Source organism: Streptomyces sp. 4F14, from assembly GCF_048159485.1.
In the GTDB taxonomy this organism is placed as follows: Bacteria; Actinomycetota; Actinomycetes; order Streptomycetales; family Streptomycetaceae; genus Streptomyces.
Map to the genome: position 1 here is coordinate 104,152 of NZ_JBLRVY010000017.1, position 14,852 is coordinate 119,003.

Genomic DNA, 14,852 nt, shown 5'->3' on the forward strand with positions numbered 1-14,852 from the left:
GGGCTTCTGATTAGCCTGTGTTCGTCATCCCGATCGCCTGTTGAAATATCGAACACACCTAAGGGAGGGGGCCGGCCGTGGGACGTCTGGTACCTGCCGTGACCCGGGCTCTGGACATTCTGGAGCTTTTCCTCGACGGGGACGGCACGCTCTCCGCCCCCGACATCGTGCGCCGGCTCCAGCTTCCGCGCACCACCGTGCACGAACTCGTCACCACCCTCGCCGCCCGGTCGTACATCGTGCCGGTGCCGGGCCAGCCCGGACGGTACCGGCTCGGCGTACGGCCGTACCAGCTCGGCAGCCGGTACGCGGAACAGCTCGACCTCGCGGCCGAGGGGCAGAACGTCGCCCGGTCGGTCGCCGAGACCTGCGACGAGACCGTGCACGTCGCGATCCTCGAAGGCACGGACGTCATCTACATCGCGAAGGTCGACTCGACGCACGCGGTGCGGATGGTCTCCGCCGCCGGACGACGGCTGCCCGCGCACTGCACGTCCGTGGGGAAGATGCTGCTCGCGTCGCTCCCCGAGCACGAACTGAGCCTGCGGCTGCCGGTGGACGCCGAGTTGGTGCGGATGACGCCCAACAGCATCACCGAACCAGGTGCGTTGAGGGAGGCGCTCGCCGTGATCCGGGAGCGGGGCCTCGCGGTGGAGAGCAGGGAGTCGAATCCCGACGTGAGTTGTGTCGCCGCGCCCGTCCGGGACCGTACCGGGCAGGTCGTCGCGGCGCTCTCCATCTCCGTCCCGATGATCCGGTGGAGCGACGAACGCCGGGTGGAACTGGAGCAGTTGGCGGCCAAGGGCGCCGTCGACCTGTCGGAGCGGCTCGGCTACCGGAGCGTGGCGTGATGGGATTCGACGTAGCGGTACGCGCCGAGGCGACGCTCGGTGAAGGGCCCACGTGGGACGCGGACGCGGGCCGGCTGCTGTGGCTCGACATCCTCGGGTCGCGCGTGTACACGTACGACCCGTCCAGCGGGCGGCAGACCCTGCGGACGACCGACCAGCACGTCGGCGCCGCCAAGCCGCGGGCCGGTGGCGGTCTCGTCCTCAACCTCCGTGACGGCGTGGCCCTGTTGGACGCCGACGACACCTTCCGCTGGCTGCACCGCGAGGTCGTCCCCGGGCGGCGCGCGAACGACGCGGCCGTCGCCCCCGACGGCACGCTGTGGGCCGGCACGATGCGCTACGACGAGGCGCCGGGCGGCGGCACACTGGCCCGCTTCGGCTCAACCGGTCTGCTGGAGACGGTCCTTGACGACGTCGCCGTCAGCAACGGCACCGGCTGGAGCCCCGACGCGACGCTGATGTACTACGTCGACTCGCCCACCCGCCGCATCGACGTCTTCGACTACGACGGCGAACGCGTCGGCGGGCGACGGGAGTTCGTGACGATCGAGGACGGCGCCGGATTCCCGGACGGCCTCACGGTCGACGCGGACGGCTGCGTGTGGGTCGCGCTGTGGGACGGCGGCGCCGTACGGCGCTACACCCCCGACGGCCGGCTGGACCGGGTGATCTCCCTGCCCACGCCACGTGTCACCGCCTGCGCGTTCGGCGGCGCCGACCTGAGCGACCTGTACATCACGACCGCGCGGATCGGCCTCACGGATCCGCACCCGGTCGCGGGATCGTTGCTGGTGGTGCCCGGAGCGGGGAAGGGGCTGGCGCTTCCCGCGTTCGCGGGGTGAGCGCAGGCGGGGCGGAGGGCAGGACGGGGGGCGCGGTGGCGAGGCGTGGTGCGGTGCGCATCCGCGCCTCACACCCCGCACGGATTCCCCTCCGGGCCTCCGTCGCCCGCTACTCCAGCCCCGCCCGCTTCCTCTCCTCCGCCGTCAACGGCGCGTCCGCCAGCGGCGGTTGGAGCGGGCCGAGGGCGGCGGCCAGCAGCACCGAGGGGGCCAGCAGGACATGGCCCCCTCGTTCCAGCGCCGTCACGTCGGTGACCGCCCGTGCGATGCGCCCGTTCCCCGTCGCCGTGTGGAGCAGCCGGCCCACGTAGGCGGCGAGGACACGGTCCCTGAGGGTGGGCCCCGTCTCCGTGGCGCCCGGGTAGAAGACGTCCATCCCGAGGGCGAGGTCCCAGGCCGCCGACGCCGGACGGGACACCGCCTGCTGGATCCGGCGGGACAGCCCCCGCCCGCCCAGTCCGTGACGGAGTGTCATGTCGCGCAGGATCAGCGCCTGTTGCGCGGCCACCGACATGCCGTGCCCGTAGAGCGGGTTGAGGGCGCACAACGCGTCGCCCAACACCGCGTAGTTGTCGGGCCAGTCGCGGACGCGTTCGTGGAAGAAGCGCCGGTTGGCGGTGGTCCGGGTGAAGGAGACGTCGGTCAGCGGGGTCGCTCGCGCGATGAGGTCGGCCAGGACCGGGTGCCGCAGCGTACGGGCGTAGGCGTCGAACTCCCCGGTGTCCGCGGTGGGTTCGGCGCCCCGGCTGCCGAACAGGGTGACGAGCCAGGTGCCGTTCTCGACGGGCAGCAGCACCCCGCCCCGGCCGGGTTCGCCGGTGCGCGGGTCGGGCTGGACGTTGACCACGGGGAACGTGTCGCGCGCGGCCTCGGGTGCGCGGAACAGGCGTGAGGCGTAGGCGACACCCGAGTCGACCTCGCGGCGCGGCGGCTCGGGAAGCCCGAGTTCCTCGAACCAGTGGGGAGTTCGGGAGGCCCTGCCGGTCGCGTCGACGAACAGGGCGGCGTCCAGGGTCTGTTCGGTGCCGTCCCGGTGGCGGAGCCGCACACCGGTGACCGCCTGCCGGGTGCCTTCCAGGCCCAACGCCTCGGTCTCCTGGACCAGTCGGATACGGGGGTGGGTGAGGACCGCCTCGCGGACGGTCGCGTCCAGGAGGTCCCGGCCGGCCAGCAGCATGTGGTGGGACTCCGGCCAGCGGCGGTACCAGCCGTACGGGGAGAGGACCACCATGTCGGCGGTCACCGGGTGCCGCCGTACGCCTGCCTCGGCGAGGCGGGCGTCGATGCCGGGGACGAGGTCGGCGAGGGCGCGGGCGCCGCCGGACCAGAGCTGGTGGGCGTGGCGTGCCTGCGGGAGCCCCTTGCGGGGGGCGGGCCCGTCGGGGAGCAGGTCCCGCTCGACCACGGTGACTTCGGTGGCGGTCTCGGCGAGGGCGCGGGCTGCCAGGAGCCCGGCGAGGGAGCCGCCCAGGACAACGGCGGTGCTGGTCATGGGCGGTTGCTTTCTGCGGGCTTGCGGGAGGCGACAGGGTGTTGAGGAGCGGCGGCGCCCGACGACGGTGATGGTCCCGACGAGGCCGTGACGCTCGACGGGACCGCGGGGCCCGCGGACGCGCCGGAACCCCTCGGTCCAGCGGCACTTGAAGGCGCCGAGGCTTGCCGGGCCGCCGCCGCCCGGGCGCGAACGGCGGTGAGGTCGTCGGGGCGGCGCAGCGCGCGGGAGACGTCCAGGATGGTCTGGAGGAGGCCCGTGGGGTCGGGGTGACCGGCACCCTCGCCCCGGCGTTCCACCGCGTCCTGGATCGCGACGGCGGCGGCCAGCGCGCGGGCCCGCTCGACGGGGTGGCCCAGCGCCACGGCCGCCTCGTAGGCGCGGCTCGCCTCCGCCTCGTCCAGCCGGCGGGTGAGTGTCAGCAGGACGTCCCGGATGAACGTCTCCCGCCGGATCAGCCGCAGTTCGGCCCCGGCCCGCAGCGTGAACGGGACTCCGGAGCCCTGCGCCCTGCGCAACAGCGTGTACAGCGGGCGCAGTTCGATGCGGGTGCGATGCAACAGCCAGCGTTCGCGCAGGTATTGACCGGTGTGCGGGAGGATGAAACCGAGGGCGACCAGGACCGCCGACAGACACGCGGCGAGCGGTGCGACCGTCGTACTCAGCACGTCGAGGTCGTTGCCGGTCCAACGGGCCACGACCGCCGTGAGTTTGAGGGCGTCGAAGACCAGGTTCAGGGCGTAGCCGATGACCAGGAACACCAGTCCCGAGCGCAGCCACGCGTCGAGGCCGTCGGTGCGGATCCAGTTCCAGATGAGGCGGCTGGTGACGAGGACGGCGACGCAGTGCGCGAGGAGGTAGAGGACGATCTCCTCCCGCATGAAAGGGGTGTTGGCGTAGTACGTGTCGAGGTCGCGGACCCGTTCCACGGGCACGTCGGCGAGGAGGAACAGCACCCACAGCGCGACGATGACGGCGGAGTAGGCGCCGATCACCCACCGCATCGCGCGCCGCGTCGCGGGCGTCAGGTCCGACAGGCCGTTGCGCCAGGCGATGATGAGCAGCAGACACGAGCCGGCGAACGCGGTGAGCAGCGAATAGCACCACGGGGCCGAGAAGTTGGGCACGCCCGTGACCCGGTTCGTCCAGCTGATCGTCGACGGCGCCACGAACACGAACACCGCGCACGCGAGCAGCAGCAGTCCGCCCACCGCCCGCAGCAGCGGGTCGCGCCACAGCCGGACGATCGTCGGGAGCTTGATGGCGAGCGCCGCGCACAGCATGACGGTCGGCACCCAGAAGGAGACGGCGACCGGATCGAGCCTCATCGCCCCCGGCCCCCGAACCCGGGGTACCCCAGCAGCCGTTGGGCGGTTCCGGACCTCGACTCGCTGTCCTCCGGGCGCAGATAGGGACGTACGGCGGCGGCGAGCCGGTGTCCGAAGTCGTCGGCCTCGGCCTCGTCGACCTGGCGGGAGCCGTCGCGGGCGGCGGCCGTCAGGGGGACGCCCTCCCAGCCGGACAGGGCGTCCACGGCGGCGTGCCGGTGCTGGTGCCGGGCGTGCAGGTGCCACAACTCGTGGCCGAGGATGACGAGTTGCTGGACCTCCTCGGCCCGCTCCTCGACGATGACCAGGTCGAATTCCTGGAACTCCACCCACAGGCCGGTCACGTCGATCTCGTCGGGGAAGCGCTCGAACCGGACCTCGACCCGCCGCCCGCCCCGCCGGACGGTCATCTCCTCGCACAGCGCGTGGCACAACTCCCGTGCGCCGGAGGGGCGTCGGTCGCGCCGGCCGAGCCCTTCCGCCAGTTCGGCGGTGAGCCCGCGCATGGCCGAGCCGGTTCTCGCGCGCCGGAACGCGGAGGTGAACCGGGCCGAGCCCGCGATGTCCATCGGTGCCCCCTTCTGCCTGCCCTGCGGCAGCCGGTTCGAGACTACGCGGGTGGATGTGTCCGCGTCATGAGGGAGCGGTGGAAATCGGGGGCGCCCTCACCGGCGGATCGTGCGGCCCCGGTAGAGGCGGCCGGGGACGTCGGTGAAGGTCAGGTCCAGGCCGACACCGTCGCGTTCGGCGTGCAGGTGGAGGTGCGGTTCGGTGGTGTTGCCCGAGTTGCCGACCTCGCCCAGGAGTTGGCCGGTGCGGACGAGGTCGCCGGGGCGCACGGTGACCGAACCGGGGCGCAGGTGGGCGAGTTTGACGAGCTCGTGCCCGGTGTCGAGGAAGACGTGGTTGCCGTAGAGGGGCTGGTAGCGGATCTCGCCGGGCTTCTGGTCGGCGATCGCGCCGGCCGCGGAGACCACCCGGCCGTCGCAGGGGGCGTGCACGGCCCTGCCGTACGCGGCGTACGCGTGCGCGTCGTGGCCCGGTCCGGTGCGGGTGCCGTGCGGGCCGAGGCCGACGAGGTCGACGGCGCCGCGCTGTTCGGGGATCCGCGCGTGGTGGTTGATCAGCGTGCCGCCGCCCTGGAGGACGTACCAGGTGCCGTCCAGCGGGAAGCGCAGCGGCTGCGACAGGGACGTACCCCAGCGGTGCCGGCGGGCTACGGTCACCACGGCCACGGCCGCGAGCAGGAGCGCCGGACCCAGGACCAGGGATACCCCAGGGCTACCCGTGGGCAGGCCGGGAAGGCGTACGGCGGAGACGGGGGCGAGGATCGCGCCGGCCGCGGCGATCCGGCGCAGGGTGCGGGGCTGCTGGGCGAGGGCGCCCCAGCCGCCGACGAAGACGAGGAGCGCGGCGAGGAGGGTCAGGTCGCCGAGCCAGGTGAGGCGGTCGTCGGCGCCCCAGAGCGGCAGGGCGATCCACAGGGCGACCGGGAGCAGGGCGAACAGCCAGGTCAGGGGTGCGGGCAGGGCGCGGGCCGGGGGTGTCGGGGCGTAGGGGGTGTGCTCGAAGAGCAGGCCGGTCAGTTCGCCGTCGGGCATGGTCTTCGCCCACACGCGGACCCGGTCCGGGCCGCCGCCGCGCAGGACGAGGCCGTCGGGACTGTCCTCTACGGCCTCGAAACCGCCGATCCGTTCCAGGGTGTCCTGGACGACCTCCTCCAGCCGCTCGGCGCCGACCGCCTCGGCCACGGTGGGGGCCAGCGCGGGCCGGTCGGCCGGGGCCGCGGTGAGGAAACGGGCCAGGGCCGCGGCTTCCGGGGGGAGGTCGGGCATGGTGGGTCCTGTCTGGGGAGGGGGTACCGGGGGACTACAGCTATCGGGGTACCTGCAAGACGATCAAGAACGTGGCGAGGTTTCCTCCCGGGGTTCGTGTTCCGTGCGAGTCGTGTCGCACCCATTGACGTGAGACGGAAGTGAACCTACGGTCCCTGTTCGAAGTTACGAGCGTCATTCGATATTTCGGACAATAACGGGTCTCGAAGAGCAAGGGCAGGCAATGGGACGACCTGACCTGAATCGCAGGCAACTTCTCGCGGCGGCCGGCGGTCTCGCCGTCGCCGGCAGCTTCGGCTTCGCCGCACTCGGCAGCGGAGCCGACGCACTCGCCTCCGGCGCACGGACGCGGGTGCGCTACTGGAACCTCTTCCAGGGCGGCGACGGCGGCAACATGGTCGCCATGGTCGACGCCTTCCGCAAGGCCACCCCCGACGTCGACGTCAAGGACTCCACCCTCTCCTGGGGCGGCCCCTACTACACCAAACTCGCCATGGCCGCCGCCGGCAACCGCGCGCCGGACCTCGGCGTCATGCACCAGGGCCGCGTCCCCGGATTCGCGCCGGGCCGCCTGCTCGACCCCTGGGACATGAACCTGCTCGCCAAGTACGGCGTGAAAGAAGCCGACTTCAACCCCGTGCTGTGGCAACGCGGACTGGTCGGCGGCGAGTTGTACGCACTGCCGCTCGACATCCACGCACAGCTCAACTTCTACCGCAAGGACGTCTGCCGCAAGGCCGGACTCCTCGACGCGAACGACCGGCTGCCCGAGGCGACTTCGGTCGACGCGTGGTTCGACATCCTCAAGTCCGCCAGGAAACAGCTCAAGCCGGGCGTCCAGACCCTCGGGCTGCACGCCAACGACCAGAATTTCTCCTGGTGGTTCTTCGTCGCCTTCTACCAGCAGCTCGGCGGCACCTACTTCGACGACGCCCGCACCCACGTCACCCTCGACACCGAAAAGGCCACCGAGGTACTGGAGTTCCTGCGCAAGCACGTCACCGACGGGTACGTCACCGTCGGCGCCTCCGACGGCGAGGCGTTCATCGCCGGGTCGCCGTTCGCCTGGGAGGGCAACTGGTCCGTGCCCTACTACAAGGGCGCCGAGGTCGAGTTCGGGGCACAGCCCCTGCCGCCCGTCTTCGGCACGCCCGCCACCCACGTCGAGTCGCACTCCTTCGTCCTGCCCCACCAGTCCGACCGGGGCGGCGCCGCGAACGACGGGGCCCACCTCCTCGCCGCGTACCTCGTGAAACACGCCACCGCCTGGGCCGGCGGCGGCCATATCCCCGCCTATCTCCCGACGTTCAAGGACCCCGAGTACCTCAGGCTCAGCCCGCAGAACGAGTACTCCCGGCCCGCGATGGACCACCCCGCGACCGAGCCCCACATCTGGTTCGCGGGGTCGACCGGCGTACTGGCCAACAAGATGGGCCCCGTCATCGCCGCCTCCAACCTCGGCTCCACGAAACCCGCCGACGCGGCCCGCCGCATGAAGCGCGCGCTGGAGGAACTGCTCGCGTCGAAGAACCCGATGGACGGACTGACCGCCGCACAGGAGGCGAAGGGGGAGAGCGCGTGAGAACCGCCGACCAGAAGGGAGTTGGCGCATGAGCAGCACCGGCGTACTCGGCGCCCGCGCCGCCCGCCCCAAGGCCGCCACCGCCGCCGACTCGGCCAGAGCCCGCTGGGGCCGCCGCTTCCAGCACGGCGGCTGGTTCGTCGCCCCGTTCTTCGTCCTGTACGGCCTGTTCGTGCTGCTGCCCGTCGTACGCGGCCTCTACCTCAGCCTCACCGACGCCAACATCTCCGGCGACCATACGAGTTACGTCGGACTCGCCAACTACCGTGAGGCGCTGGGCGATCCGCTCGTCTGGTCCTCGCTGTGGCACAGCGTCAAGTTCACCCTGTACGTTGTCCCGGCGATCGTCGCCGTCGCCCTTCTGATGGCCCTCATCGCGCACCACGCCGCGCACTTCAAGTGGGTGTGGCGGCTCTGCTTCTTCGCGCCGTTCCTGCTGCCCTCGGCCGTCATCGGCAACCTGTGGTGGTGGCTGTTCCAGCCCACCAACGGCATGGTCAACCACGTCCTCGGCCTCGACACCCCCTGGCTCACCCAGAAGTCGACGGCCCTGCTCGCCGTCGTGATCGCCACCCTGTGGTGGACGGTCGGCTTCTCCTTCCTCCTCTACCTGGCCGCACTCCAGGCGGTCCCCCAACACCTCTACGAAGCCGCCGAGTTGGACGGCGCGAACGCCTTCCAGCGGCTCCTGTACATCACCGTCCCGGGCCTCAGGAACATCACCGGGCTCGTCATCTCGCTCCAAGTCCTCGCCTCGCTCCAGGTGTTCGACCAGGTGGTGGTCATGTACCAGTTCTCGCCCGGACCGGAGGAATCGACGCGCACGTTCGTGCAGTACACCCTCGAAGAGGGCTTCACCAACTACCGCGTGGGATACGCCTCCGCGATCTCCATGGTCCTGTTCGTCATCGTCGCGGCCGTCGCCCTCGGCCGGATGTGGCTGCTGCGCAACCGAGAGGAGGCGGGCACCCGATGAGCACCACACCGACTCCCGTGCTCCGCAAGCCCCGTAGCACCTGGACGCCCGGACAGATCGCGCTGACCCTGGTCGCCGCCGGCCTCTCCCTGCTCTGGCTCGCCCCGCTCGCCTGGGCCCTGTCGACGTCCCTCAAATCACCCCAGGAGTCGGTCGCCGCCCCGCACTGGATCCCCGAGGACGTCACCCTGGAGTCCTGGAAGGCGGTCTTCGAGGCCGGCAACATCCCCAACTGGTTCGTGAACTCGGTGGTGGTGTCGGTCTGCGTCACCTTCCTCGTCCTGATCGTCTCCGCCCTCGCGGGATACGGCTTCGCGCGCACCGAATTCCGGGGAAAATCAGCCCTGTTGGGGCTCACCATGGCGGGCCTGATGTTCTCCCCGGCGATCCTCGGCGTGCCGCTCTTCACGACCGTCCAGTCGCTCGGCATGGTCGACACGTACTGGGGGATGATCCTGCCGCAGTGCGCGCCGGCCGCGATGGTCTACATCCTGTACAAGTTCTTCCAGTCCCTGCCACGGGAGTTGGAGGAGGCCGCGTTCATCGACGGCGCCGGACGCTGGCGGATCTTCTTCACGATCGTGCTGCCGCTGTCCAAGCCGTCCCTGTCGGCGGTCGGCATCTTCACCTTCATCGCGTCCTGGAACAACTTCCTGTGGCCGTACATGGTGACCAACAACCCCGACCTGATGACCATGCCGAACGGCATCGCCACCGTCCAGAACGCGTTCGGCATCGTCTGGCCGCAACTCATGGCGGGCGGCCTCATCGCGGGGCTGCCGCTCATCATCGTCTTCGTCTTCTTCCAGAGCCAGATCGTGCGCGGCGTCGCCCACACCGGTCTGGCGGGACAGTGAGAGGGGCTCCCATGCGCCTGCGGACGGCGACCGCACTGACCGCCGCACTCCTCGCGTTCGCACCCGTGACGGCGAACGCGGCCACGACAACCGACGCCGCCACGACAGCGAACGCCACCACGACAGCGAACGCCACCACGACGGAGTACGCCGCCACGACAGCCGGCGCCCCCACGGCAGCCACCCTCACCCCCACCTACCCCGACCCCCAGCCCATCACCGGCCAGCAGATCATCCACGACCCCACCGTCACCCGCCTCAAGTCCGGCGGCTACGTGGCCTATTCGACCGGCGGAGTCATCGGCGCCCGCCTCTCGAAGGACCGCGTGCACTGGACCGACGCGGGCAACGCCTTCGCGATGCCCCCGAGTTGGTGGTACGAGTACAACGACACCGCCGACCCCTGGGCGCCCGACATCTCGTACCGGAGCGGCAAGTACTGGCTCTACTACGCCGTTTCGTCCTGGGGCACCAACCACTCCGCGATCGGTTTCGCGACCTCCCCCTCCGGCCTCCCCGGCACCTGGACCGACCACGGCAAGGCGTTCACCTCCGAACGCACCGACACCTGGAACGCCATCGACCCCGCGCTGATCCGCGCCGCCGGAAAGCTCTGGATGAGCTTCGGCTCGTACTGGACCGGCATCCGCATGGTCGAACTCGACCCGAGGACCGGCCGCTCCGCCCCCGGCGCCGAGGTCCATCACCTGGCGACCCGCCCGGACGCGCCGTACGCGGTCGAGGGGCCGGCCATCGTGCGGCACGGCCGGTACTACTACCTCTTCGCCTCCTACGACACCTGTTGTGCCGGAGTGAACTCCACGTACAAGATCAGGGTGGGCCGGTCCACCTCGGTGACCGGCCCTTACACGGACAGCCAGGGCCGGCCGATGCTGGAGGGAGGCGGCGATCTCGTACTGGAGAGCCACGGGAGGTACGTGGGCACGGGGGGCGAGTCGGTGTTCCGGGACAGGGGCCGGGACTGGCTGGCGTACCACTACTACGACGCCGAGGACAACGGCGTGCCGAAGCTGGGACTGAACCGACTGGACTGGACGAAGGACGGCTGGCCGCACGTGGTCTAGCCGGCCCGGACCAAGGAAGCCCCGGACCAAGGAAGCCCCGGACCAAGGAAGCCCCGGCCCAGAGAAGCACAGCACGAAAGGAAGACATGCGCACCGCCCGTCTCACCCTCGACCCCGCCTTCACGGTCGGCGAGGTCAGCCCCCGGATCTTCGGCTCGTTCGTCGAACACCTCGGCCGCTGCGTCTACACCGGCATCTTCGAGCCCGGCCACCCGACGGCGGACGCCGAGGGCCTGCGGCAGGACGTCCTCGACCTGGTCCGCGAACTCGGTGTCACCACCATCCGCTACCCCGGCGGGAACTTCGTCTCCGGCTACAAGTGGGAGGACTCGGTCGGCCCGGCCGAGGACCGCCCCCGCCGCCTCGACCTCGCCTGGCGCTCCACCGAGACCAACCGCTTCGGCCTCTCCGAGTACATCGCCTTCCTGCGCAAGCTCGGCCCCCAGGCGGAGCCGATGATGGCCCTCAACCTCGGCACCCGGGGGGTGGCCGAAGCCCTCGAACTCCAGGAGTACGCCAACCACCCCTCAGGTACTACCCTCGCGGAGCTACGGGTCGCACACGGCGACAAGGAGCCCTTCGGCATCAGACTCTGGTGCCTGGGCAACGAGCTGGACGGCCCCTGGCAGACCGGCCACAAGACCGCGGGGGAGTACGGCCGGATCGCCGCCGAGACCGCCCGCGCGATGCGCCAGATCGACCCGGACGTCGAACTCGTCGCCTGCGGCTCCTCCAGCCAGTCCATGCCGACCTTCGCCGCCTGGGAGGCGACGGTCCTGGAGGAGACGTACGACCTGGTCGACTACATCTCCCTGCACGCCTACTACCAGCCCGAGAACGGCGACGTCGACTCCTTCCTGGCCTCCGCCGTCGACATGGAGTCCTTCATCGAGAACGTGGTCGCCACCGCCGACCACATCGGCGCGAAGCTGAAGTCGAAGAAGAAGATCAACCTCTCCTTCGACGAGTGGAACGTCTGGTACATCTCGGAGTGGCACGAGATCGAGAACTCCGGCGAGCGCGACTGGGCCGAGGCCCCCCGCCTGCTGGAGGACAACTACAGCGTCATGGACGCCGTCGTCTTCGGCTCGCTGCTCATCGCCCTGCTGCGCCACGCCGACCGCGTCACCGTCGCCTGCCTCGCCCAGCTCGTCAACGTGATCGCCCCGATCATGACCGAGCCGGACGGCCCCGCCTGGCGCCAGACGACCTTCTTCCCGTTCGCCCAGGCATCCCGGTACGGCCGGGGCGAGGTCCTCGACGTCCGGGTCGACTCCCCGACGTACGACACGAAGAAGTACGGCGAGACCGACCTCCTGCACGCCACCGCCGTACGCGCGGACGACGGCTCGGTGACGGTCTTCGCGGTGAACCGCAGTCGTACCGAAGGACTACCGCTGGAAGTAGCTCTCGGGGGGCTCGGCGTCGAGCGGATCGTCGAGCACAGCGTGCTGGCCGACGCCGACCCCGACGCGCGTAATACCCTCGCCGACCCCGAGCGGGTCGTACCCCACGCGGGGGAGGGGACGGCGCTCGCGGACGGCAGGCTGACGGCGACGCTGGAGCCGCTCTCCTGGAACGTCATCCGCCTGGTGTGAGGGGGCGAGGCGCCCGTGCCGGGAACTGCCCCACAATGGGCGCATGAGGATCTCGGCACGGGCGGACTACGCGGTACGGGCGGTACTGGAGATCGCCGTACGACAGGGCGACGACCCGGTGAAGACGGAGACCGTAGCCCTCGCGCAGGACATTCCGCACAAGTTCCTGGAGGGGATCCTCGGCGATCTGCGCCGCGCGGGGGTCGTCGACAGCCGGCGCGGCGGGGGCGGCGGGTACCGGCTCGCGCGCGACGCCGCCGAGATCACCGTCGCCGACATCGTCCGGGGGGTGGACGGGCCGATCGTCTCCGTACGCGGGGAGCGGCCCACGGAACTCTCCTACAAGGGCACCGCCGAACCCCTGCTCCCGCTGTGGATCGCCCTGCGGGCCAACGTACGGCGGATCCTGGAGGGGGTCACGATCGCGGACCTCGCGGCGGACGCGCTGCCGGAGCCGGTCCGGGCCCTGGCGGCGGAACCGGCGGCCTGGGAGAACCCCTGAAGCACCCCCGGGATACGGCCCTGCGCAGCCCCTGAGTCGTAACCGTGTAGTACTCACGTAGCAGCAGTATGTGAACGGGACTCCTGTGAATGGCCGGAGTTCGACGTAGGCGCCGAACTCCCTTGTCCCTACGATGCGTTCGCCCCGGCCTTCACGGAAACCTTACAGATCCTCCACAGGTTTCCGGCCTGGGCGCGACCACCCCCCACGGACCGATTCACGGGAGATCCCATGAGATCCGGTGCACTTCTGCTCGGCGGCGCCGCAGCCGCCCTCCTCGCCACGGCGTTGCCCGCCCAGGCGGACCCGGCGTTCATCGACCCGCCGCCGGACAAGATCGTCATCAACCTCGCGACCATCAACGGCTCCGGCTGCCCCGCGGGCACCGCCGCCGTCGCCGTCTCCGAGGACAACACCGCGTTCACCGTCACCTACAGCGACTACCTCGCGCAGGCCGGCGGCAACTCCGACCCGACGGCGTTCCGCAAGAACTGCCAGCTCAGCATGGTCGTCCACGTCCCCGGCGGCTTCACCTACGCGATCGCGAGCGTCGACTACCGGGGCTTCGCGTCCCTCCAGCGCGGCGCGACCGGCCTGCAGCGGTCCTCGTACTACTTCCAGGGCTCCCCGCAGACGGTGGCCAAGAGCCACTCCTTCAACGGCGCGCTCACCGACAACTGGCAGGCCACCGACTCCACCGAGTGGGCCCAACTGGTCTGGGCCCCCTGCGGAGTCCAGCGCAACTTCAACGTCAACACCGAGGTGCGGGTCACCGCCGGGACGCAGTCGCCGGGCAAGGTCAGCTTCATGACCATGGACTCGACGGACGGCGAACTCTCGACGATCTACCACGTCGCCTGGAAGGAGTGCCCGGGGAAGTCGAAGTAACTCCCCTCGGGAAGAGGTGAGTTACCGCAACACCCGTAGGGGCGGCCCCGGTTGGCACCGGGACCGCCCCGCCCGGCTACCGCTCGACGCCGAGCGTCAGCGTGCCGGAGTACCCGGACGCCGGTGAACTCCCCAGCGCGGCAAGGGTGAGGAGACCGGACGCGGCGCCGCCCTCGTCGTAGATCGAGTCCTGCGCGAGGGTCGTCCGGGTGACCGTGTTCGTGCTGTACGGCGTCAGCGCGCCGACCCGCGCGGTGACCGTCTCGTCGAAGAAGAGCTGGCCGGTGTGGAGTTCCTGGCCGCCGGTGAACGAGCCGTCCGAGGTGAGCGTGACGTTCGTGTGGACCTTCACATGGATGTGCACGCAGCGTCCCCGGTACCAACCCGGGTACACCGTGGTGATGTTGGCGACCCCGGCGGAGTTCGTCAGGACGCCGCCGCGCAGGAACGTGCCGCTGTCCGGCTCGCTGTGCCCGTTGCTGCCGACGAAGCCGGAGTACTCGCCGAGCACGTCCGCGTGCCAGATCTCGACCAGCGCGTTCGGGATCACCGCGCACGTGTCGTCGTCCACGACCGTGAGGGCCAGCCTCAGCGGGAAGCCGGTCTTGCCCTCGGTGATGTCCGCCCTGACGTACTGGCCGTCGAGGTAGTAGGGACCTTCCGTCATCTCCTTCGTGAGCGTGCAGACGGCCGCCGCCGCGACCGGAGTCGCCTGTACGGCCCGGGAGTCGGCCTCGCCCTGCGCGGACGCGACGCCTACGGCCAGGGTCGCGGCCGCCGCTCCGCCCGCGACCAGCACGGCGCGGCGTCCGACGGGGTGACGGGGTTCGGGGGTGCTCGATGGTTTCTCTGTCATGGACACGGCACCTTAGAGCGGATTCCTGTATCTGAGCTGTCAGACAAGCAAAGTGATGCCTCGTCAAGTCAGGTCTGAGACAGGAGGGTTGGAGGGGCCCGCGTTTTCGAAGAGTTTCGAGTGGTTGCCGGGAGCGTTGACGCGCAAAGGGTTCGATTCT

The 14,852-nt window shown here is 70.6% G+C and carries 14 protein-coding genes; 9 read left to right on the forward strand and 5 right to left on the reverse strand.

Translation table 11 applies throughout. The features are described from left to right. The first annotated feature begins 77 nt into the window (after positions 1 to 77). Complete coding sequence (locus ACLZOT_RS27815; RefSeq protein ID WP_416971826.1) at positions 78 to 851, forward strand: IclR family transcriptional regulator; 774 nt, start codon at positions 78 to 80, stop codon at positions 849 to 851. After that, positions 851 to 1,693 carry an SMP-30/gluconolactonase/LRE family protein gene (locus ACLZOT_RS27820; protein WP_416971827.1) on the forward strand — a complete coding sequence of 281 codons (843 nt, stop codon included), beginning with the start codon at positions 851 to 853 and terminating at the stop codon, positions 1,691 to 1,693. Before ACLZOT_RS27815 ends, ACLZOT_RS27820 begins: the two co-directional genes overlap by 1 nt. 109 nt (positions 1,694 to 1,802) lie before the next feature. Here the strand turns inward: ACLZOT_RS27820 and ACLZOT_RS27825 are convergent, their stop codons facing one another. The 4 genes from ACLZOT_RS27825 to ACLZOT_RS27840 form a co-directional block, all read right to left on the reverse strand. Continuing rightward, on the reverse strand, positions 1,803 to 3,185 hold the full coding sequence (locus tag ACLZOT_RS27825; protein WP_416971828.1) for an FAD-dependent monooxygenase: 1,383 nt from the start codon (positions 3,183 to 3,185) through the stop codon (positions 1,803 to 1,805). Continuing rightward, positions 3,182 to 4,513 carry a DUF6545 domain-containing protein gene (locus tag ACLZOT_RS27830; RefSeq protein WP_416971829.1) on the reverse strand — a complete coding sequence of 444 codons (1,332 nt, stop codon included), beginning with the start codon at positions 4,511 to 4,513 and terminating at the stop codon, positions 3,182 to 3,184. The genes ACLZOT_RS27825 and ACLZOT_RS27830 overlap by 4 nt, the downstream gene beginning before the upstream one ends. Beyond that, a complete protein-coding gene (locus tag ACLZOT_RS27835) occupies positions 4,510 to 5,082 on the reverse strand; it encodes a toxin-antitoxin system, toxin component family protein (RefSeq protein WP_416971830.1) in 573 nt (190 codons plus the stop codon). Before ACLZOT_RS27835 ends, ACLZOT_RS27830 begins: the two co-directional genes overlap by 4 nt. Positions 5,083 to 5,178: 96 nt before the next feature. Continuing rightward, on the reverse strand, positions 5,179 to 6,348 hold the full coding sequence (locus tag ACLZOT_RS27840) for a peptidoglycan DD-metalloendopeptidase family protein (protein WP_416971831.1): 1,170 nt from the start codon (positions 6,346 to 6,348) through the stop codon (positions 5,179 to 5,181). A gap of 223 nt (positions 6,349 to 6,571) precedes the next feature. On the opposite strand from ACLZOT_RS27840, the gene ACLZOT_RS27845 reads away from it, so the two are divergent. The 7 genes from ACLZOT_RS27845 (at position 6,572) to ACLZOT_RS27875 (ending at position 13,836) form a co-directional block, all read left to right on the forward strand. Continuing rightward, positions 6,572 to 7,930, forward strand: a complete 1,359-nt coding sequence (locus ACLZOT_RS27845) for an extracellular solute-binding protein (protein ID WP_416971832.1) — start codon at positions 6,572 to 6,574, stop codon at positions 7,928 to 7,930. A gap of 28 nt (positions 7,931 to 7,958) precedes the next feature. Further along, a complete protein-coding gene (locus tag ACLZOT_RS27850) occupies positions 7,959 to 8,906 on the forward strand; it encodes a carbohydrate ABC transporter permease (protein WP_416971833.1) in 948 nt (315 codons plus the stop codon). After that, complete coding sequence (locus tag ACLZOT_RS27855) at positions 8,903 to 9,763, forward strand: carbohydrate ABC transporter permease (RefSeq protein WP_416971834.1); 861 nt, start codon at positions 8,903 to 8,905, stop codon at positions 9,761 to 9,763. The genes ACLZOT_RS27850 and ACLZOT_RS27855 overlap by 4 nt, the downstream gene beginning before the upstream one ends. Before the next feature lie 11 nt (positions 9,764 to 9,774). Further along, positions 9,775 to 10,848, forward strand: a complete 1,074-nt coding sequence (locus tag ACLZOT_RS27860) for an arabinan endo-1,5-alpha-L-arabinosidase (protein ID WP_416971835.1) — start codon at positions 9,775 to 9,777, stop codon at positions 10,846 to 10,848. A gap of 86 nt (positions 10,849 to 10,934) precedes the next feature. Then, positions 10,935 to 12,446 (forward strand): alpha-N-arabinofuranosidase, encoded by a 1,512-nt coding sequence (locus tag ACLZOT_RS27865; protein WP_416971836.1) that lies wholly within the window; start codon positions 10,935 to 10,937, stop codon positions 12,444 to 12,446. Between the two features lie 43 nt (positions 12,447 to 12,489). Next, positions 12,490 to 12,948: an RrF2 family transcriptional regulator gene (locus ACLZOT_RS27870; RefSeq protein WP_416971837.1), complete on the forward strand. Its 459-nt coding sequence runs from the start codon at positions 12,490 to 12,492 to the stop codon at positions 12,946 to 12,948. Between the two features lie 231 nt (positions 12,949 to 13,179). After that, on the forward strand, positions 13,180 to 13,836 hold the full coding sequence (locus tag ACLZOT_RS27875) for a DUF4360 domain-containing protein (RefSeq protein WP_416971838.1): 657 nt from the start codon (positions 13,180 to 13,182) through the stop codon (positions 13,834 to 13,836). A 76-nt stretch (positions 13,837 to 13,912) separates the two neighbouring features. Here the strand turns inward: ACLZOT_RS27875 and ACLZOT_RS27880 are convergent, their stop codons facing one another. After that, positions 13,913 to 14,692: an intradiol ring-cleavage dioxygenase gene (locus ACLZOT_RS27880; RefSeq protein ID WP_416971839.1), complete on the reverse strand. Its 780-nt coding sequence runs from the start codon at positions 14,690 to 14,692 to the stop codon at positions 13,913 to 13,915. Positions 14,693 to 14,852 lie beyond the last annotated feature (160 nt).